This is a genomic window from Limnoraphis robusta BA-68 BA1 (assembly GCF_034932365.1).
GTDB lineage: Bacteria > Cyanobacteriota > Cyanobacteriia > Cyanobacteriales > Microcoleaceae > Capilliphycus > Capilliphycus robustus.
This window is the reverse complement of record NZ_JAYGHR010000078.1, coordinates 26,374-45,439: the sequence shown is the minus strand read 5'-3', so window position 1 is coordinate 45,439 and position 19,066 is coordinate 26,374. Positions and strand designations below refer to the sequence as shown.

At 41.6% G+C, this 19,066-nt stretch carries 14 protein-coding genes and 2 pseudogenes; 5 read left to right on the top strand and 11 right to left on the bottom strand.

The annotated features are described in order from the left end of the window. The first annotated feature begins 228 nt into the window (after positions 1-228). A pseudogene (locus tag VB836_RS22925) lies at positions 229-1,402 on the top strand (RNA-guided endonuclease InsQ/TnpB family protein). A 39-nt stretch (positions 1,403-1,441) separates the two neighbouring features. On the opposite strand, the gene VB836_RS22920 reads toward VB836_RS22925, so the two are convergent. Beyond that, positions 1,442-2,164 (bottom strand): glycerophosphodiester phosphodiesterase, encoded by a 723-nt coding sequence (locus VB836_RS22920; protein ID WP_046279537.1) that lies wholly within the window; start codon positions 2,162-2,164, stop codon positions 1,442-1,444. Between the two features lie 458 nt (positions 2,165-2,622). Here VB836_RS22920 and VB836_RS22915 point away from each other — a divergent pair, with 458 nt between their 5' ends. Both VB836_RS22915 and VB836_RS22910 read left to right on the top strand, forming a co-directional pair. After that, positions 2,623-3,747, top strand: coding sequence for an RRXRR domain-containing protein (locus VB836_RS22915; RefSeq protein WP_323222845.1), 1,125 nt, complete (start codon positions 2,623-2,625; stop codon positions 3,745-3,747). Between the two features lie 69 nt (positions 3,748-3,816). Beyond that, positions 3,817-4,830, top strand: coding sequence for a DMT family transporter (locus VB836_RS22910; RefSeq protein WP_323222843.1), 1,014 nt, complete (start codon positions 3,817-3,819; stop codon positions 4,828-4,830). Between the two features lie 4 nt (positions 4,831-4,834). Here VB836_RS22910 and VB836_RS22905 read toward each other — a convergent pair whose 3' ends face one another. From VB836_RS22905 to VB836_RS22870, 8 genes and pseudogenes are all read right to left on the bottom strand, one after another. Further along, complete coding sequence (locus tag VB836_RS22905) at positions 4,835-5,437, bottom strand: glutathione S-transferase family protein (RefSeq protein WP_046279535.1); 603 nt, start codon at positions 5,435-5,437, stop codon at positions 4,835-4,837. Positions 5,438-5,515: 78 nt separating this feature from the next. After that, entirely contained in the window at positions 5,516-5,752 is a 237-nt protein-coding gene (gene rpmB / locus VB836_RS22900) for a 50S ribosomal protein L28 (RefSeq protein WP_046279534.1), read from the bottom strand. Between the two features lie 250 nt (positions 5,753-6,002). Next, positions 6,003-7,961 carry a molecular chaperone HtpG gene (gene htpG, locus VB836_RS22895; protein ID WP_046277062.1) on the bottom strand — a complete coding sequence of 653 codons (1,959 nt, stop codon included), beginning with the start codon at positions 7,959-7,961 and terminating at the stop codon, positions 6,003-6,005. A 125-nt stretch (positions 7,962-8,086) separates the two neighbouring features. Next, positions 8,087-8,932: a sulfotransferase family protein gene (locus VB836_RS22890; RefSeq protein ID WP_323222840.1), complete on the bottom strand. Its 846-nt coding sequence runs from the start codon at positions 8,930-8,932 to the stop codon at positions 8,087-8,089. Between the two features lie 111 nt (positions 8,933-9,043). Next, positions 9,044-9,982 (bottom strand): glycosyltransferase family 2 protein, encoded by a 939-nt coding sequence (locus VB836_RS22885; protein ID WP_323222838.1) that lies wholly within the window; start codon positions 9,980-9,982, stop codon positions 9,044-9,046. A gap of 11 nt (positions 9,983-9,993) precedes the next feature. Then, complete coding sequence (locus VB836_RS22880; RefSeq protein WP_046277059.1) at positions 9,994-11,046, bottom strand: glycosyltransferase; 1,053 nt, start codon at positions 11,044-11,046, stop codon at positions 9,994-9,996. Positions 11,047-11,076: 30 nt separating this feature from the next. Next, positions 11,077-12,027, bottom strand: a complete 951-nt coding sequence (gene hpsE, locus VB836_RS22875; RefSeq protein ID WP_046277058.1) for a hormogonium polysaccharide biosynthesis glycosyltransferase HpsE — start codon at positions 12,025-12,027, stop codon at positions 11,077-11,079. Positions 12,028-12,202: 175 nt separating this feature from the next. Then, positions 12,203-13,393, bottom strand: a pseudogene (locus VB836_RS22870) (RNA-guided endonuclease InsQ/TnpB family protein). Positions 13,394-13,575: 182 nt separating this feature from the next. Here VB836_RS22870 and VB836_RS22865 point away from each other — a divergent pair. After that, on the top strand, positions 13,576-14,520 hold the full coding sequence (locus tag VB836_RS22865) for a glycosyltransferase family 2 protein (RefSeq protein ID WP_323222836.1): 945 nt from the start codon (positions 13,576-13,578) through the stop codon (positions 14,518-14,520). Positions 14,521-14,525: 5 nt separating this feature from the next. Here VB836_RS22865 and VB836_RS22860 read toward each other — a convergent pair whose 3' ends face one another. Together VB836_RS22860 and gloA are read right to left on the bottom strand one after the other, a co-directional pair. Next, entirely contained in the window at positions 14,526-17,303 is a 2,778-nt protein-coding gene (locus VB836_RS22860) for an ATP-dependent Clp protease ATP-binding subunit (RefSeq protein WP_323222834.1), read from the bottom strand. 114 nt (positions 17,304-17,417) lie between these two features. Then, the gene (gene gloA / locus VB836_RS22855; RefSeq protein WP_046277055.1) at positions 17,418-17,846 is read right to left on the bottom strand and encodes a lactoylglutathione lyase; all 429 of its coding nucleotides are present in this window, start codon (positions 17,844-17,846) and stop codon (positions 17,418-17,420) included. A gap of 505 nt (positions 17,847-18,351) precedes the next feature. Here gloA and VB836_RS22850 point away from each other — a divergent pair. Beyond that, positions 18,352-18,891: an ADP-ribosyltransferase gene (locus VB836_RS22850; protein ID WP_323222831.1), complete on the top strand. Its 540-nt coding sequence runs from the start codon at positions 18,352-18,354 to the stop codon at positions 18,889-18,891. Positions 18,892-19,066 lie beyond the last annotated feature (175 nt).

Here is a 19,066-nt window from a genome sequence, read left to right as displayed (position 1 = left end):
GAATTTCAGTCTACCAACCTCTTACCCCCAAAAGACATCTGCTGCGTTAAGAATTGCAACAACAGTTGATACACTGGGGATTTCAGAAGCCTAGAAGCGCTCACTTGCCCGATTAAGCAAAGGATACAGCCATCATCTGAATTTGGCGTGGAGACCCTCGGCTATGCCGACGGGAGGAAACGCCTCTTTAATTGCAGCTTTCACATACTATATGCTAAGATGTGACGCATGACAGAAAAAGCCTGCCGTTACCGATTCTATCCAACTCCCGAACAGGAAAGTCTGTTGAGGAGAACATTGGGGTGCGTAAGACTGGTGTACAACGATCGCACTGGCGGCGCGAACTCAAGCGTGGTACGAACAAAAGGAACGAGTGGGCTATTCTCAAACATCTTCAATGCTGACAGAATGGAAAAAGGAAGAAGAATTAGACTTCTTGAATGAGGTAAGTTGTGTTCCACTTCAGCAAGGTTTAAGACACTTACAAACTGCGTTTACGAACTTTTTTGCGGGTCGGGCAAAATACCCAAACTTCAAGAAAAAACGTAACGGTGGGAGTGCCGAATTCACTAAGTCAGCCTTCAAATTCAAAGAAGGTCAAGTCTATATTGCTAAGTGCAAAGAACCCTTACCCATATGTTGGAGTCGTCAGCTTCCTAAAAATTGTAAACCATCTACCATAACGGTCAAACTAGATCCAAGTGGTAGATGGTTTGTTTCTTTGAGGATCAACGACCCAACAGACCACAAGCTCAGGCCCATCGATAAAAAAGTGGGAATAGATCTGGGAATTACCAGTCTGTTCACCACTTCTGACGGGGTTAAAGTTTCCAACCCCAAACACTTTAATAAACTACACAAAAAACTCCGACTTGCTCAAAAGTCTTTAAGCCGAAAAATTAAAGGCTCAAAAAACAGAGAGAAAGCCAGAGTTAAAGTTGCTAAAATTCAAGCTAAAATTGCTGATTGTAGGCGTGACCATACTCACAAGTTAACCACTCAACTGATTCGTGAAAATCAAACAATCGTCGTTGAGGATTTAGCGGTAAAGAACATGGTCAAGAATCACAAGTTAGCTAGAGCAATTAGTGATGCTAACTGGGGAGAACTTGTCCGACAACTCACATATAAAGCTGAGTGGTACGGACGGGAATTAATCAAAATAGATCGATGGTTTCCCAGTTCAAAGCGATGTTCCAACTGTGGATACATTGCAGAAAGAATGCCGTTGAATATCCGAGAATGGGATTGCCCTAAGTGCAACTCTCACCACGACCGGGATATCAACGCCAGTATAAATATTTTGGCTGCGGGACTCGCAGTGTCAGTCTGTGGAGCGACCATAAGAGCCGAACAGAGTAAATCTGTTAAGCCAGGTGCTAAGAAGCAGAAACCCAAATAGCGATGTTTGGGAATCCCTCGTCTCCGGCGAGGGAGGATGTCAAGTCCAACCGATCAACGAATTGGTAATAATTCGCTTGACGCCCAAATCGATTAACTGTTGAAAATGTTCGGGACGGTCAACAGTCCACACCACCCAATCTACCCCCTGAGTACGACTTTCCTCAACAAAGTGAGGATTTTCTAACACCACATCCAATAAACTGCTTAAAATCGCATTTCCGGCTGTGGCTGCTTTATGCAGTTGTTGCGGATAATCCGATGCTTCTGTGAGAAAATATCCCAATTTCATCTCAGGACAACAAGAGCGAACTTGATCTAAAAAGTCCTCATTAAACGCCGTCATAATACACTTTTCAACAATTCCCGCCTCTTTCACCTGTTGAATTAACCCTTCAACCTCTGTTTCTGACCATTGACAATGAGGTTTAACATCAAAATAGAGAAAATTTGGCACTCTTTTAAAAATCTCTAACGCTGACGCTAGCGTGGGTATATTTTCCCCAACAAACTGTTCCGCAAACCAGCCTCCCGCATTCAGTTGTTTTAACTCATTTAAGGATTTCTCCCTAACTTTACCAGAAGTTCCCGTAATTCTATCTAAGGTTTCATCGTGAAAGATTACGGGTACACCATCGGCTGATAATTGTAAATCAAATTCTATCGAATTCGCTCCCCCTTCTATCGCCGCACTAAACGCCGCTAACGTGTTCTCTGGAGCCATAGCCGAAAAACCCCGATGAGCAACAATTTCTAAATCCAAGATACTCCTGCTCCTTCACCCTCCACTCTGACCGATTAACGATCTTTTTGAGAGAGTTAAACAACGACAAAATCTAGTTTACCTGAAATTGAATCAATCCATTCATTTAACAGTTACCCGGAGCGTAGGAGTAATTCATAAATTACCCCCCTACCCGTTTCTCTTTTTTCTCCCTAGACTTGAATTTTATCCGAAAACTTATGCTAATCTGGCTCTGATGTCAACCTCTATAGGTATTCAATAACCCCGCCCTGCTTCGCGGCGGACGGGGATTGAGAAAAGCAAATTTCTCCGCGTTGTGTTGAATAGACTATAAGCCGTTAGCTGGTACGCACTTCTAGGTACTTCCCCAGCCTGGATTATCTGCAAACTTATTTGTTTTAAGTGCATTAAGAATGGACATCTTGCTAACGGTAGTCGAGGGGACTTACTACTCCTTTAAAAGGAGAATTATCTTAATGTATCGAGTACCTGTAATTTCACCAAAAGGCAAACCTTTAATGCCAGCCAAGCCAAGTCGAGTTAGACGTTGGTTAAAGGAAGGCAAAGCCAAGGTTTATCGAAACGATTTAAACACGTTTGCCGTTCAACTAATCGAAGAACCATTAGGAGAAGAAGTTCAGTCTATATCCTGCGGAATTGACCCCGGCAAGCATTTTTCGGGTCTGGGTGTTCAGTCAAAAAAGTTCACGCTTTGGACAGCTCACCTAATCTTGCCCTTTGAAGTCGTCAAAAAACGGATGGAACAAAGGCGCTTAATGCGTCGGGGTCGCAGGGGTCGTCGAATCAATCGCCAACTTCCTTACGCTCAAAGAGCGCATCGGCAAAAGCGATTTGATAACCGGAGGGGAAACAAACTTCCTCCCTCAATTCGAGCCAACAAACAGCTTGAATTAAGGATCGTTAAAGAGTTGATGAAACTTTACCCGGTCTCCCAAATTATCTACGAAATTGTGAAAGCCGATGTAGATAGGACTAAGCGTAAAAAAGCTCAGTCAGGGAAAGGATTCTCCCCGGTCATGGTGGGTCAAAAATATCAACTCAAGTGGTTGAGTGAACTTGCGCCTACTACAACCAGACTGGGTTGGCAAACTGCAAATCTCCGAGATTTTCTGAGACTAAAAAAACAGAAAACATCCAAAGGTGATGGAATTCCAGCCACTCACGCTGTTGATGGTGTTGCGTTGGCGGCTCACGCTTTTACCAGATACAAAACCGGACACCACTACGGTCATTGGGAGGGTGTTGTAACGATAACGAATGCACCGTTTACGGTTATTCGTCGCCCTCCAATTAGTCGTCGTCAATTACACTTGATGGTTCCCTCATTAGGTGGAGTAAGACGAAAATATGGAGGTACAACAACCCGTCACGGCATCCGAAAAGGAGATTTTGTCAAGGCGGAAAAAACCGGAAAAACCTATTACGGATGGTGTTCGGGGGACACGGCAAAACAAATTTCTGTGTCCGATCTCAATTGGAAAAGACTCGGACAATTTACAGCGTCCAAAGTGGTGTTGCTTGCTCGTGCCACTGGGTTGATTTGTCAACAGGAAAGCGAATTCCAGGCAAGCAAATGTTAATTAGTTGGTGTTCGTTTCCTCCCCAACCTACTTGCGTGTCGGTTGGGGTATCCACTCACACATCGATCAATGAATTTAATTCAGCGAATTCCCGGACGTGCCTATCTTTTACTCGGTGTTACGATTTTTGGTGCCGCCAACGCCGTGACTCGTCAGTTAACTGAATTGGGAGCCGAAAATTTAATTGACGGTAGAAATCCCATCTCTTTTTGTAATCTTCTGTTTGTTGGCAATATTTGGGCTTTTCTGATTTTTTTATTGCTGTATTATCAAGAATTGAATTTTGAACGCATTAAACAAATCTCGAGAAAAGATTGGTTAGCATTAACCAGTGTCGCCCTCTTAGCAGGTGCTTTAGGCCCAGCTTTATTTTTTTCAGCTTTAGAACGGACAACGGTTAATAATGTAATTTTAATTAGCAGAATTGAACCGCCTTTAGTTCTGGCTTTATCTATTTTTTTACTGAATGAACGAGTCAACCGTTGGGTGATTATCGGTGCAATTGTTTCTTTTATTGGTGTGGGATTAACCGTATTTCTCCCTGACCCCAATCGAGAAATGATGAATATGGCAGGATTTCAAATTGGAATCGGGGAATTCATGGTGGCGATGGGTGCAGTTTCCGCCGCAGTGGCGACGATTATTAGTAAAGTCAGTCTTCGCAATATTTCACTGGGTTTTTTCAATCTTTATCGAAATTTTTTAAGTACAATTATCTTTTTTATTATTGTTGTCTCGCTCTTTGGTTTTAGTCACTTTATGGATGTATTTTCTCCTTTTGTGTGGCAATGGATGTTACTTTATAGCGCTGTAATTGTCGTTGGCGGTCAATTTTGTTGGTTTTCGGGATTAAAAAAGTCTAGTACATCTGAGATTTCTTTAGCAAATTCTTTTGCTCCCCTGGCTGGGGTTTTAGCCTCTTATTTAATTTTAGGTGAAGTCCCAACAACTGCCCAATATCTTGGCGGAAGTGTGATTATTTTAGGGATTATTCTCAATCAAATTGGGTCTTCTAAAGTTCAATCTCAATTCAACCAATCAGCCGCAGAAGGTGATCGCACAGTTGGATACAAAGGCGTTTAAACGACTATTCAGTAATACTCAGATAATTGGGTTGCTCTTTCACCCGATTGATCCAAGCTAAAATCGCTGGAAAACGAGTTAAATCAAATCCGCCTTCATCCGCAACATGAGTATAAGCAAATAAACAAATATCAGCAATGGTGTAGCAATTTCCCACAAAAAAAGGAGAATTTTTTAACTGTTCTTCCATCACCCCTAACGCAGCATAACCAAGCGGTTGTTTTTGTTCTAAAACTTGTTTATACTCCTCTGCTTTTCCTAAAATTGAAATCCAATAACGAGAAGTTGCAATATAAGGTTCATGGCTGTATTGTTCAAAAAACATCCATTGCATCACCTGCGCTTGTTCAAACTGATCGGTTGGGAAAAATGGCGTTTCTTGACTCAAATAATATAAAACAGCATTAGATTCCGGTAAGAACTTTCCCGGTTCTAATTCTAAAAGCGGAACTCGTCCATTTGGATTTTTACTCAAAAATTCTGGGGTTCGACTTTCTCGTTGAACAATATCAACATAAATTCGTTCAAACGGAATTCCCAACTGTGTTAACAACAGACGAATTTTATAACAATTTCCCGAAGGCGGATACTCGTATAATCGCAACATCACTCATAAAAAAGACTGGCGATCGCTATCATCTTACCTCAAAGCGATCGCCATGTCCTCAAATCGAGCGACTCAAGATTAAAACTTATTGAGATCAAGTCCTGCTTCTTTTGCCATTGCGTGAATACCCTTGATTTCGAGGGTTTTAATCGCCTTAGTCGAAAGTTTCAGTCTCACCCAACGGTTCCCCTGGGGCCACCATATCCGTTTCCATTGCAAATTAACCTGTTGTAACTTGTGAGTACGACGGTGAGAGTGAGAAACCGCCATCCCATTATTCGCTTTTTTCCCGGTGATCTGGCATCTACGAGACATAATACCTCCAAATTAACACTTCATTTACAGTCCAAACCTTCATTATATTGCCTCATCCGCCGAACTGCGAAATCTCTCACTAACCGTCACCCACCTCCCCTGTTGTTACTGCTATCGCGATTAATAAATAGTCCCGCCAGGGACACCTTTTCCCTCTCCTCGTAGGAGAGGGTTAGGGAGAGGTAGGAGAGGGTAGGGAGAGGTCGAGAGGGTTAGGGAGAGGTAGGAGAGGGGGTGGGGGTGAGGTTAATTAAACCGCCCGTTGAGTTAACTCAGTCAACACCTGATTTGATCGTTCTACAAAGGATTTCATGGCGTTTGCATCAAAGCCTTTTTGTGCCATTAATGCCAAATCATAAACATGATAACAAATCATTTTTGCCAATTCCGCCGAAGGAGATTCAGTTCCTTCTATACTTCCTTGACTCAAATTGGCGAGATTTTGAATTAAAGGATGAGACGTATTAATCATCAGAACATGATCTTCGGGAAATTCAGCTTTTTGTTGCTGGAATAATGCTGTCATATCCTGTAACCGTCGCATCGCTTCTGGAAGTAACACCATCGCCGGGGGAGTGTCTTCTGATTTCAAGGCTTCGGTGCGAATATTGAGACGGGGTTTGTTGAGGGATTTCTCAAACAGTTCTTTAATTTGTTCGCTGCGAGTTTTGTTGGTTTTTGGATCGACAATTTCAGTTTTACTGCTGTCTTTATCGATTAATTCTTCATTGATTTCTGAGTCTACCCGCAGGAATTTAACATCGCTGTGTTCTCGTTCCAGGAAACTAATAAAGTGTGTATCAATGAAAGAATCCAGGAACAACACTTCTAAGCCTTGACTCTTGTGCAGTTCGATATAAGTCGCTTGGGCAGCTTCTTCTGTGCAGTAAAAAACGCGATTTTCATGGCGTTCTTTGTTGCGTTCCAGGTATTCTTGTAAAGTGGTGTAATAGTTTCCTTGTTGATCAAAACTACCAGCAATATTCTCTGAAGATTCCCAAGCATCATCAGCGTCTTCAGGTTTTTGGCTGTCAGTCGGTTCAGGTTTGTAGGTTGTACGGAAGACGAGAATATCTTCAACTTGCTTTTTAAATTTCTCGTCGTTAAGAGAACCAAATTTAACGAAAGTACCGATATCTTGCCAACACCGGATGTATTCTTTGCGATCATCGCGATAAAGTTCTTTTAAGCGATCGCCAACTTTTTTAGCCACATAATCGGCTATTTTCCGCACTGTGCGATTGGTTTGTAAAGCACTCCGAGAAATATTCAGAGGAATATCAGTGCTATCAATCACCCCGCGCAAGGGTAACAGGAATTTCGGAATAATTTCTTCGCAGTGATCGCTGACAAAAACTTGGTTACAAAAGAGTTTAATATTCCCCTGCGTCACATCAACATCGGGCTTGAGTTTGGGGAAATAGAGAATACCATTCACAATGAAAGGATAATCGGTATTCAGATGAACCCATAGGAGAGGATCTTCTTGGAAGGGATAGAGATAACGGTAGAGATCGAGATAATCATCGTCTGTCAGGTTGCTGGGTGACTCTCTCCAGGGCGCTTTCTGACGGTTGAGGGTTTCCCCGTCCATTTTGATGGAGACAGGCATAAAATCGCAATAGGTTTTCACCAATTGACGAATGCGACTGGCTTCGAGATATTCGAGTTCATCATCCATCAAGGTGAGGGTGATGGTGGTACCGCGTTGGGTGCGGTTGGAGTCTTCGAGTTTAAATTGCGGTGAACCATCACAAGTCCAGTGAACGGCTTGCGCTCCGTCTTGGTAAGATAGGGTATCGATTTCGACTTGTTTGGCAACCATGAAGGACGAATAAAAGCCTAAGCCGAAATGTCCGATAATGGCGTTCTCTGCGTTAGATTGATATTTCTGAATGAATTCTTCGGCGCTGGAAAAGGCGACTTGGTTGATGTATTTTTTGATTTCATCAGCAGTTAACCCAATCCCGTTATCGGTGATGGAAAGGGTTTTGCTATCTTTGTCAACTTCGACGATAATTTCGGGTTCGCCCGTTTCGCCGGAATATTCCCCAGATCGGGCGATGGTTTTGAGTTTGGAAATGGCGTCAACGCCGTTAGAGACTAACTCCCGAAAGAATACTTCGTGATCGGTGTAAAGGGATTTTTTGATGATCGGGAAGATATTCTCGGTGTGGATGGTGATCGTTCCCTGTTCAAGTACGGTCATAGGTTTTACGGCTAATGCTCTAGAAATACGGTATTCTGGGACTATTGTGTGCGATCGCTATCCCTTTTTGTGAATGGGATCACCCCCAAGAAGGATTCGGATTTCCGTATATCCGACTTGGAGATTCACAGAGATCTTTGATTGAGGGATTCTAGATTGACTTGGGCAATTTGCTCTTTGATATATTGCTGTTGCGCTTCATCAAAAATTGTATAAAATTTTTGGGAGTTCGCACTTTTGATTTCTAGATTAACTGTTCTTCCCCCTTGCTCAAAAACAAATTTTTGGGAAACTTTAGCATAGTTTTCAATCATCTCTTGAGTATAGTTTAAACCCATAAAGTTACATAAACTTTCTAAAGTTTTTTCGGGCGAGTCTACCAGATTTTCATATCTGACAACAATATGATTCTGATTGTCTAAATACCGTTTAGTGATCTCAATAGCTGTTACCCAGTCTTGAATACAGCTATCAATGTCTTTTGCACTTCTCCATGCTTTAGGATATTTGTGAGTTGCCTCAAATAATGAAGCAATTACATCTATCCCGTTTCTGACTAAATGAATGACTTGAATACTCGGTAACACTCTTTCGATTAAATTCAGGTGATAAATATGCTCAGGTGTTTTTTCTAACCAAATAGTATTCCCTTGTTCTTCAGTCAGTTGCATCATAATTTTTATAAAACTTTTACTATAAGGTTTAACCCAAGGTAAGGGAGAAAAATAGTTAAGCATTTCTGGGCGTTGTATCTCTTGTGTAAAATAGTTTTTCATAACTGGCTTTATTCTTTTAGAAATCAGCCCTAAAGCTTTTCTTTTGGGTTCATACTTAGGATCAGCAAAAGTAAAAAAGTGAGATTCAGGGAATGAAGTAATTTTCGGATGCGCTGCTAATAAACTTTGCAATAGAGTTGTTCCTGAACGAGGACATCCAACTAAAAAAAACGGTTGAAATGATTGTGAATTCATTTTTTATTCCTTATTTTAATTGATAAAATACTAATATTTATCACTGTTATTTTCATGTTTTATGTCTACAAAAAATCGACAATTTAAACAAAAATACAAGCCAATCAGCTTCTAGTTAAACCAAACTTGATAGAAATATCCCCAACTCCGCCACATTCGTGAACGAGTGACAATTCTCCTTTGTTGATTGGGTAATATTTGAGCAATGATTCGTCTAAAATTGAGAAGTTTGACTACACTTTCTTGGCGTTGCTGTTTTATAGATTTCCCTAAATGTTGTTCAGAAATTGCCTCTGAACGTCCTTGCCAATAACTTCTTCGGAGTAACCAATTTAAGTTTATTCGCTCTTGAGAAATCCAATGTTGAACAGAGGCTTTAGGATGATAGTAGAATTTTTCGCCTTTCTGTTCTAATGCTAAATTCAGCAGTAATTCTTCTTGAGACAGTAGACTTTCACCCTTTCTTCCGAGTTGTTCACAAAACCCACCAACCTCGGATAAAGCGTCTCGTCGATAGGTCATATTTGCACCATAAGGAAAACGTTGAAGCGGAAACCAACAAGGATTAGAACCATAATCTAATGTTGTAAAATAGGAAGCAATATCTGAATATTCTTCAACCCAATTGAAAGTGGGAATTTCCCAGAGTCCGTAAATCGGACCCCCAACACAAACGGGTATAGGTTCAATGGTTTTAAATGTTTCTAAAATCGCTTCTAACCAAATAACACAAGGAATAGCATCATCATCAAGATATGCGATATAATCCCCTTTTGCTGCTTTTAACGCCGTGTTTCTCGCTTTGGAAAGCCCTAAAATGGGTTCATAAATATAGTAAAAATGAATAAAGTCTTGAGAATATTGATCGCAGATTTGTTTTGTATTATCTTTTGAAAGATTATCAACAACTAAGACTTCAAAAACGTCTTGAGGCAATGATTGCTTTTTGAGGGCTTCTAAAGCCAGTTGTAAACGTTCAGCACGATTATGAGTACAAATCGCTACTGAAATTAAAGGATAATGTTCAGAATAATCTGGAGTATACGGCATAGGTAAAAATGTTAGCGAGTTGAATGAGTAATGACTTCTTCATAGAAATTAAGGGTTTGTTGACTCAGTTTAAGCCAGTCTAATGCGTCTAGGGGTGCTTGTTGTGAACGGACTGTTTCTATCACCCAGTTTAAACCGTTCTGAAGTACAGTTGTGGTGAATTCTCCCTCGTAAAGTTTTACCCAGTCTACCCCGACTTGAGTTTGTAGTTCCGCCAGTGCGCCTTGCTTGGGAAGTAATACAGGACAATCAAAAGATAGTGCTAAAATTGCACTACCAGAATTTAAAATTTGTTGAAAGGGTAAAACAACTAAATCCGCAGCGTTCAGATAAATTTGTACCTGTTGATCGGGGATAAACTTTAAGTCTAATTTAAGATTTTGAGCGTTTGCCGCAGTTTGAATCACCTCTTCAGCTAATTCAGAAATCTCCGGTTTCCCCGCAATAACAAGCGTCCAGTTTTGGGGATTTAATTCTCGAAAAACTTGAATCAGTTGCGTAACATTTTTATAACGGTCAATATAGCCTAAAAACATCAAAGTTCGATGATTTTCAGGAATATTTAAACTTTCTCTTGCTTGAGTTTTACTAATATTATTGGGATAAACTTCTCGATAGTGACCATGAGGAATAATCGTATTTGGGCAATGTTGTAACCTCGGAAATAATTCGTTTGTTAAAGCTTGACTAGACTGACATAAATTAATAGCTCCATCAACTCTCTTAATAAATTCAGACTCAAACCAGCTTGCTAATTTAGGATGTAAAAGTAAGTGAGGTTTTTGATCGTGAATTGTCCAGACTATGCGAGTTCCTCTGTATCGTACCCAATCAATTAACGCTAGCATTAATCTGGCTCTAGTCCAAGCGACTAATAAATTAGGATGACGAACAATTGTTTCCACAGGCCAGTGAAGATGAAAAATATTATAATTTTGTTGTAATATTGTTTTAAATGAAAATTCCGTGACCTCTGATCCCTGCTGACTGAGATGATTGTACAGTAGCCAATTGTAGGGATTTTTGTATTTTGTTTTAAAGGCTGGCCATGCAATAACTTTCATTTTGATAGAGCTGAAAATTAACAGTAAAGACTAACGAGTTAAATACCCCTTTTTCCATAAATAAAAAGGACTTTTCAAACTACTGATAAAAAGTTCCATCTCACAAGCCGCTACTAAATCGGTTTTAACAACTTGACCATGCTTGATTAAATGTAATGCGATTTTTCGCAGATCGTTAATCATATAAGCTAAGGATAAAATCGGTCTAATTCCGGGCTTAACCCCAACCATACGAGTCACATAACGACTTAAACCAATTCCTCGCATAAATGGAATTAAATACTCTCGTTCCAAACGATGGCGAGGAATTTGATGATTGATCTGCATTTGCGGATTATACCAAATTTCCCATCCCGATTGTTGAATATAAGATAAAACTTCTAAGTCTTCACCCGTTAACATACTCCCCGGAACTCGACCACTCAAAATGCACTGATCCGGTACACTGGAAAGCCAAACTTCTCGACGAACAACTAATCCGGCTGAAGGCGGTAATAACTTAACTTTTGGGTTGTAGAAAAGGGGTTCTGAACCTCGTTCGGTAATCGCTAAAAAGGCTTGAATCCGCTCAAAATTCGCAGGCGGTTCGACTTCAAAATCTCCGTGAATTTGACTGCCATAGGCTCCTGCTTTGGGGTGTTCGTGGGCAAATTTGCAAGCCGCAGCTACCCAATTTAAGGCAGGTATATTGTCATCATCTAAGAACCCAGTCAGAGGGGCAACAGACTCTTTAATCCCTCGTTTTCGGGCAAAAGCAGCACCTTGTTGGGGTTCAAAACAATAGCGTAACGGAACGTTTAATAACCAATTTTGTTGATATTGTTGAACAATTTCCGCCGTGTTATCGGTGCTATTATTATCAACAACAATCACTTCCCAGGAAATCTGCTCAACATCGGTTTGCGATCGCAACTTGTCGAGTACCTGGGGTAAACGTTTAGCGCCGTTGTAAGTTGGGATAGCGATTGTAAAATCCAGCATAACCGCTTGTTTGTCAGGGTTTGAAGTGATCCGCTTTCAGTAGTATTAGCCCTTGATCGAGCCGCACTCCCACTATAGCTCAATTCTGTCTTCTTGCTGATACTTTTGGGGTGATTCGGCATTTACACTTTTATACTGTTGACACTCCCCGCCATAAATGACGGGGATTCTTGGTTCACAGATCGCACTTTCCAACGCAGGAATCATCCAACATTAAAAGAGGTGCAAACTCCCCAAGCTTTAAAGATCCGGTCTGCCCGACCGTACTTAGGGCTTTTTTCAGAATGTTTTTAGCCGCATTAACATCTCTATCTTCACAATATCCGCATGAACAAACATGGGTTCTTGTTGATAGAGATTTTGTTACTTTTTTCCCACAGTTAGAACAGTCAGCAGAGGTATTATGGGGAGATACAGGTATTGTTAGCTTCCCATATTTTATTGCAAAATATTCTAACCAATGACGAAAAGTAGACCAGGCAACATCTGAAATTGATTTAGCTAAGTGTCGATTTTTTATCATCCCTTTAACATTCAAGTCGACCTAAGCGACCACATCATTAGAGTGGATTACGCAGTATGCAATTCTTTTTGCATACTCTTTACGCTGCCTACTTACTCTTAAATGTTTCCGAGCAGATCGACACAAGGCTTTGTGGTAGTTTTTTGACTGCGGTTTAACCCCACGAATGTATTTCTTGGATTTTCTGCGATTAGCTCGATTTAACTGTTTTTCAGCTTTCCTGTAGAACTGAGGATTTTCTATGGTATTTCCAAAGCTATCTGCCAAGAAATATTTAATCCCAACATCTAAGCCTATTGCTTTTCCTGTGGGTTCAGTTTCTATTCGCACATCAACTGAAATACAAAACTGCACATAGTATCCATCGGCTCTCTTCACTAACCTCACTCGCTTAATGTCTTCGAGTTGGTAGAAATGAAGATCATAGGTTCCCTTTAGCTTCAGCTTACCGATATTGTTCTTATCGGTGAAAGTGATATGTTTCCTGTTCTCTGAAAGCTTCCACCCGCAAGTTTTGTATTCAACAGAACGAGCGTGTTTCTTGAACTTAGGGAATCCTTTTTTTCCCGGTACTTTTTTCTTACAGTTGTTGTAAAACCTGCTAATTGCACTCCAACTACATTCAGCCGCAGACTGTCTAGCTTGAGAGTTGAGTTTGTGAGCAAAAGGATATTGTTTAGCCAACACCTTGCAATATTTATTGAGGTCGTACTTGCTCACCATTTTGTTATCCATCCAGTATCTTAAACAAGAGTTTCGGATGAACTTGTAGGAGCGTATCGCCTCATCAATTGCTCGATACTGGCTATCTTTACCTTTTGCTTTAAACTCAAAAACTATCAATTCTGACTACTTACCTTTTAATTTATACCGAACATGATAGCATAGATTTGTCTAACACAAGCACATCGAGCGGTTGTTTTTGACTTTGGGGAGTCCATGTATGCCCGCTATAAATGACGGGGTTTTATTGCTCCCCAAACCCCACATCCGATAAACAGTTTAATAGGGATGCAGATTTCAAGATGCCACAAATCTCTATCATTATTCCCGTCTATAACGGTGCAACGACAATTCAAGCAACGATAGACTCTGTTCTTGCTCAAACTTTTTCAGATTTTGAACTGATTATTGTTGATGATGGTTCAACGGATGATACGCTCAAGATCATATCTCAGTACGGCGATCCACGTATCCAAGTTGTTTCTAGTTCCCACGCGGGGGCAGCCGCTACTCGTAACCGAGGACTCAAACAAGCTTCTGGAGAATATATTGCCTTTTTAGATGCGGATGATTTGTGGACTCCCGATAAACTAGAAGCCCAACTCAACGCCCTCCAAACCCATCTTGAAGCCGCAGTCGCTTACAGTTGGACAGATTTTATAGATGAGGCGGGTTCCTGGCGACAAGCCGGAAGACACAGGACAGTTAATGGAGAAGCCTATGCTGCAATGCTTCTTTATAACTTTCTGGAAAATGGTTCAAACCCATTAATTCGTCGTGATGCTCTCAACACCGTAGGCGGTTTTGATGAGTCTTTAACGGGTGGACAAGATTGGGATTTATACTTGCGTTTAGCGGCTCGTTATCTATTCGTAAATGTTCCGAAAGTACAGATACTTTATCGGATTCGCGATAACTCGATCTCTGCCAATATTACTCGTCAAGAACAACAAGTCGTCAAGGTTTTAAACAAGGCTTTTTCTCAAGCACCGAAAAACCTCCAACCGTTAAAACGAAAAAGTTTAGCCCTTGTTTACAAGTATCTGGCGTGCAGAATCTTAGAACAGGCTCCCTCTCGCCTCAACGGTTGGAAAGGTTTGCGATTGATTGGAATTTATACTTGGTATGAACCTCAACTCTGGGAACAATTAAAGTTAATTTTGATTCTCTTGTTCAAAAGTATTGCTCTGATTGTTTTACCTCAATCTCTAAAATTACTGCAAAAATTTAAACTGACCACCCCATAAAAAATTTAGTTTTCGAGTTTAGCGATTGTGGTAATAGCGGTTACGGGAGAAGAGGGTTTTTCTAAAACGGGGGGTTTACTACTAAAAGATAAACCCTCTTCTGAACGATCAACACAAATCGTATCTCCCGGCATAAACTTCTGTTCTAACAACAAATTTGCAATCGGATTTTCTAACTCCCGTTGAATCGCTCGTTTTAACGGTCTAGCCCCATAAACCGGATCATAACCGACTTCAGCAACATAATTCATTGCCTCTGGCGACAACACCAAACTAATTTTTTGATCGACTAATAATCGCATTAATCGCTTCACTTGTATCGCCACAATATGACGCAATTCTGACTTATTTAAAGCATGGAATAAAATCGTTTCATCAAGTCGATTGAGAAATTCGGGGCGGAAATGCGATCGCAAAGCCCCCATCACCCGACGGTGCATTTCCTCATAACGAGTATCATCTCCGGCGACATCTAAAATATACTCCCCGCCAATATTACTCGTCATTACAATCACCGTATTTCGGAAATCTATTTTCCGTCCTTGCGAGTCCGTAATTCGACCATCATCTAACACTTGTAAGAGGATATTAAACACATCAGGATGGGCTTTTTCCACCTCATCAAACAGAATCACAGAATAGGGATGACGGCGCACGGCTTCAGAAAGTTGGCCGCCTTCATCGTAGCCAATATATCCCGGAGGCGCCCCCACTAAGCGAGAAACGGCGTGTTTTTCCATATATTCGGACATATCAATCCGAATCAAGGCATCTTCGCTATCAAACAAAAACTCTGCCAAGGCTCTCGCTAATTCAGTTTTTCCGACCCCTGTCGGCCCCATAAACAGGAATGAACCGATAGGTCGAGAGGGATCTTTCATTCCGGCTCTAGCACGGCGTATGGCGGCAGCTACGGCAGCTACGGCTTCCTGTTGTCCGATGACTCGTTGATGCAGATGGCTTTCGAGTTGCAGGAGTTTTTGACGTTCTGACTCTAACAAACGATTAACCGGAATTCCCGTCCATTTAGCCACAATTGCAGCAATATCAGCTTCGGTGACTTGTTCTCGCAATAAAGTTGAACCTTGGGACTGTAATTTCAGCAGTTCCGCTTCTTTGGCTTCCCGTTCCCGATGAACCGCTTCTAATCTGCCATATTTTAACTGTGCGGCTTTATTCAAATCATAATCTCGTTCGGCTTGTTCGATTTGAACGCGCAGTTTTTCTTCTTCTTCTTTGAGGGTATTAATACCATCAAGTAACTCTTTTTCCGACTTCCATTGAGAAGATAATTTTTCTTGCTTGAGTTTCAAGGCTTCAATTTCTTGTTTAATGCGTTCTAAGCGCACACTTACTGCTACATCTGTTTTAGAATCTCCATTGCTAATACCGCTTTCGCCTTCAATAGAAAGTTTCTCCATTTCTAACTGCATCACCCGCCGATCTATTTGTTCTAAATCTACGGGTTTGGAAGTAATTTCCATTTTCAATTGAGCGGCAGCTTCATCGACTAAATCAATGGCTTTATCCGGTAAAAAGCGATCGCTAATATAACGACTGGAAAGCACCGCCGCCGCGACTAAAGCCGAATCAGTAATTTTAACGCCGTGATGACGTTCGTAGCGATCTTTGAGTCCGCGTAAAATGGAAATCGTATCTTCGGGAGAAGGCTGATCAACATAAACTTGTTGAAAGCGTCGTTCTAAAGCGGCGTCTTTTTCGATATGTTTGCGGTATTCATCGAGGGTGGTTGCCCCAATACACCGCAATTCGCCCCGGGCTAACATCGGTTTGAGTAAGTTTCCGGCATCCATCCCTGAGCCTCCGGTACTGCCGCCACCGCCTGCACCGACAACAGTATGGAGTTCATCGATAAACAGGACAACTTGACCGTCGGAGTGGGTGACTTCTCGCAAAACAGACCGTAACCGTTCTTCAAATTCGCCTCTATATTTGGCCCCAGCGATTAAACTGCCCATATCGAGGGAAATCAGTTGACGGTTTTTCAGAGATTCCGGGACATCTCCATTAACGATGCGTTGGGCAAGTCCTTCTGCGATCGCTGTTTTCCCGACACCCGGTTCTCCAATTAACACGGGATTATTTTTCGTCCGACGGGATAGACAGCTTACGACTCGGCGAATTTCTTCATCTCGACCAATAACTGGGTCAAGTTTTCCCGCTTTGGCTTGTTCGGTGAGATCACGTCCGTAGCGTTTGAGGGCATCATACCCCGTTTCGGGGTTCTGAGTTTCGACTTTTGCGCTGCCGCGAGTGGCTTTGATGGCGTCTTCTAGCTTTTTACGAACCGAGACGGAGGGAGGACGGGCGGATGATGAGCGTTGTTCCATGCCGGGGCGTCCGGGGCGAGTCGGTTGTTGCTGTTGTTGTCCACCGCCACCGAGAAGACGCCGCCCAAGCCGTTCATCATCAGAAAAGGCCAGTAAAATATGTTCGATGGAGATAAATTCATCTTGCCAGGTTTGTCGCGTTTGTTCGGCGACATCTAGCAATACATCTAACCCACGCCCCAGATAGAGATCATCGATTTTACCGACTCGGGGCTGACGCTTGGTGTAGGCTTCGAGTTGTTGAGTTAAACTATCGGGGTCTATTCCCGCCCTTGACAGGATAGTTGTAGCGAGTCCATTTTGTTCGAGTAGAGCAATAATTAAGTGTTCAACTTCGAGATTCTGATTGTAAAAACGACGAGCCACTTCCTGGGACTTAACGATAGCGTCCCAGGCTTTCTCTGTAAATTTGCTCTCATCAGTCGGTTGCATCTTGCGGTTTCAGATTTTGGGTTGGGAATTTGAGCGGACACTTTTAGGGTAGAAGCAGGAAAATCTTGTTCTAAGGTGTGCTGCTGTTCGTTCTCCTACTTCTACGTTTTTTGATTAACTTGCAGCAGTTGCGGTTTCTTTCTCGCTGCTGCTTCCTTGGGTACCGAGTTGAATTAGTTCTATTTTATAGCCATCGGGATCTTGTACGAAGGCAATCACGGTAGAACCATGTTTCATCGGGCCGGGTTCACGGGTTACTTTAGCACCTGATGCTTTAATTTGCTCACAAGTGGTGTAGATATCGTCTACTCCGAGAGCAATGTGGCCGTATCCATCCCCGATCTCGTAATGATCTACGCCCCAATTGTAGGTTAACTCAATAACAGCCTGATCGGCTTCCTCTCCATAACCGACGAAGGCTAGGGTGAATTCTCCTCCCGGATAATCTTTCTGGCGTAGGAGCTTCATTCCGAGAATATCACAATAAAACTTCTTAGATTCTTCTAGGTTGCCGACTCGCAGCATTGTATGTAACAGTCTCATTGCTGGTGTTGACCTCTTGTTAGTGTACCCTCATTGTTTATTTTAAAAGGATGTTCGCTACTTAGGCCGAGATTGGGCTGAAAAATGCGTCAACCTGACACCGATTTCCAGGATATTTCCACCAATAGTTATCTCTTCCGCTTCACGGTTTGTTACTTCGTTTAACCAACAAGTTCTTGAAATTTTAGGGGTTTTGTGGTATGCACCCCGGAAAACTTTGAAAGATGGGCTTGGGGGAATATCCGTATTTTTGGGGGTTATTCAGTTTATCATAGGTTCATTTTAATTTCTGTAACTCTATCCTAGCAATTTCAGAAAAGAGTGCTTAAATTGTAATAGGGACTACAAAAACCCGAGATTAAAGTCTGTACATCCAGTTTAAAGCTTGACTGTCCCCCCGGAGTTCATTTCAGTTTGAGTCAAGAAGCACCGCCAAGCTTATACCTGTGAGACGAAAAGTTCCCACTTCACCCTTCTAAGGTTTATAAATTTTTTTTGCTGGGCTATGAATAAACTTACATCAACGTTGGAACCCTTGACACCAGAAGATGTCACTCGCTTAACCGGAATTGATACCCCTGTAGTCGAAAAAATTTTTAATGCGATTAGTGATTTTACAACGGGAGATTATCGCAAAATTCGACGCGCTGAACAAGAAGGAATAAAAGACGCGAGAATAGAACTTCTCAACACTTTTATGAATAAAATGTCAGGCTATCAGGGTGAGATTTATCGAGGAATGTCATTCACTGAAAAGTCGATTAAAACTTTTCTAGAAAAGATCCAGCAGCCTGAAGGTTATACTTTAGAAGCGATGGCTAGCTTTACGTTTAGTCTGAATGTTGCTGAAAATTATTCAGGTTCTTGCTATTCAGTTGTACTGAGAGTTAAAGGGAATCGTTCGGGTGTGGCTATTTGTAATTTTTCCGCTATGTATGCTGAATGTGAAGTTTTAGTTCCCAAAGGAACTCAATACAAAGTCGTTAATCTTCCTGACAAAATTGAACGGGGTAAAATTAATTATATTGACCTTCAGGAAGTTTAAAATCATCAACTTAGTGATCGGGGTTCTGCCTCAGAGGGCGGGTTTATTCAGGTTTTTTATGACAGACATAGATCTTTGTTTAACCCGCCCCTACAGTTTATTCAATCAATTTAACTCACTTAATCCGTGAATATACGGAGAAGCAAAAAACAAAGAAATTAACCTATTCACAGAA

Bases quoted from the DNA above. Each gene is read 5' to 3' on its own strand.
- VB836_RS22915 (WP_323222845.1), top strand. From the start codon at position 2,623: ATGTATCGAGTACCTGTAATTTCACCAAAAGGCAAACCTTTAATGCCA.
- VB836_RS22890 (WP_323222840.1), bottom strand. From the start codon at position 8,932: ATGAATTCACAATCATTTCAACCGTTTTTTTTAGTTGGATGTCCTCGT.
- VB836_RS22865 (WP_323222836.1), top strand. From the start codon at position 13,576: ATGCCACAAATCTCTATCATTATTCCCGTCTATAACGGTGCAACGACA.
- VB836_RS22880 (WP_046277059.1), bottom strand. From the start codon at position 11,046: ATGAAAGTTATTGCATGGCCAGCCTTTAAAACAAAATACAAAAATCCC.
- VB836_RS22885 (WP_323222838.1), bottom strand. From the start codon at position 9,982: ATGCCGTATACTCCAGATTATTCTGAACATTATCCTTTAATTTCAGTA.
- gloA (WP_046277055.1), bottom strand. From the start codon at position 17,846: ATGAGACTGTTACATACAATGCTGCGAGTCGGCAACCTAGAAGAATCT.
- VB836_RS22905 (WP_046279535.1), bottom strand. From the start codon at position 5,437: ATGTTGCGATTATACGAGTATCCGCCTTCGGGAAATTGTTATAAAATT.
- hpsE (WP_046277058.1), bottom strand. From the start codon at position 12,027: ATGCTGGATTTTACAATCGCTATCCCAACTTACAACGGCGCTAAACGT.
- VB836_RS22850 (WP_323222831.1), top strand. From the start codon at position 18,352: ATGAATAAACTTACATCAACGTTGGAACCCTTGACACCAGAAGATGTC.
- htpG (WP_046277062.1), bottom strand. From the start codon at position 7,961: ATGACCGTACTTGAACAGGGAACGATCACCATCCACACCGAGAATATC.
- rpmB (WP_046279534.1), bottom strand. From the start codon at position 5,752: ATGTCTCGTAGATGCCAGATCACCGGGAAAAAAGCGAATAATGGGATG.
- VB836_RS22910 (WP_323222843.1), top strand. From the start codon at position 3,817: ATGAATTTAATTCAGCGAATTCCCGGACGTGCCTATCTTTTACTCGGT.
- VB836_RS22860 (WP_323222834.1), bottom strand. From the start codon at position 17,303: ATGCAACCGACTGATGAGAGCAAATTTACAGAGAAAGCCTGGGACGCT.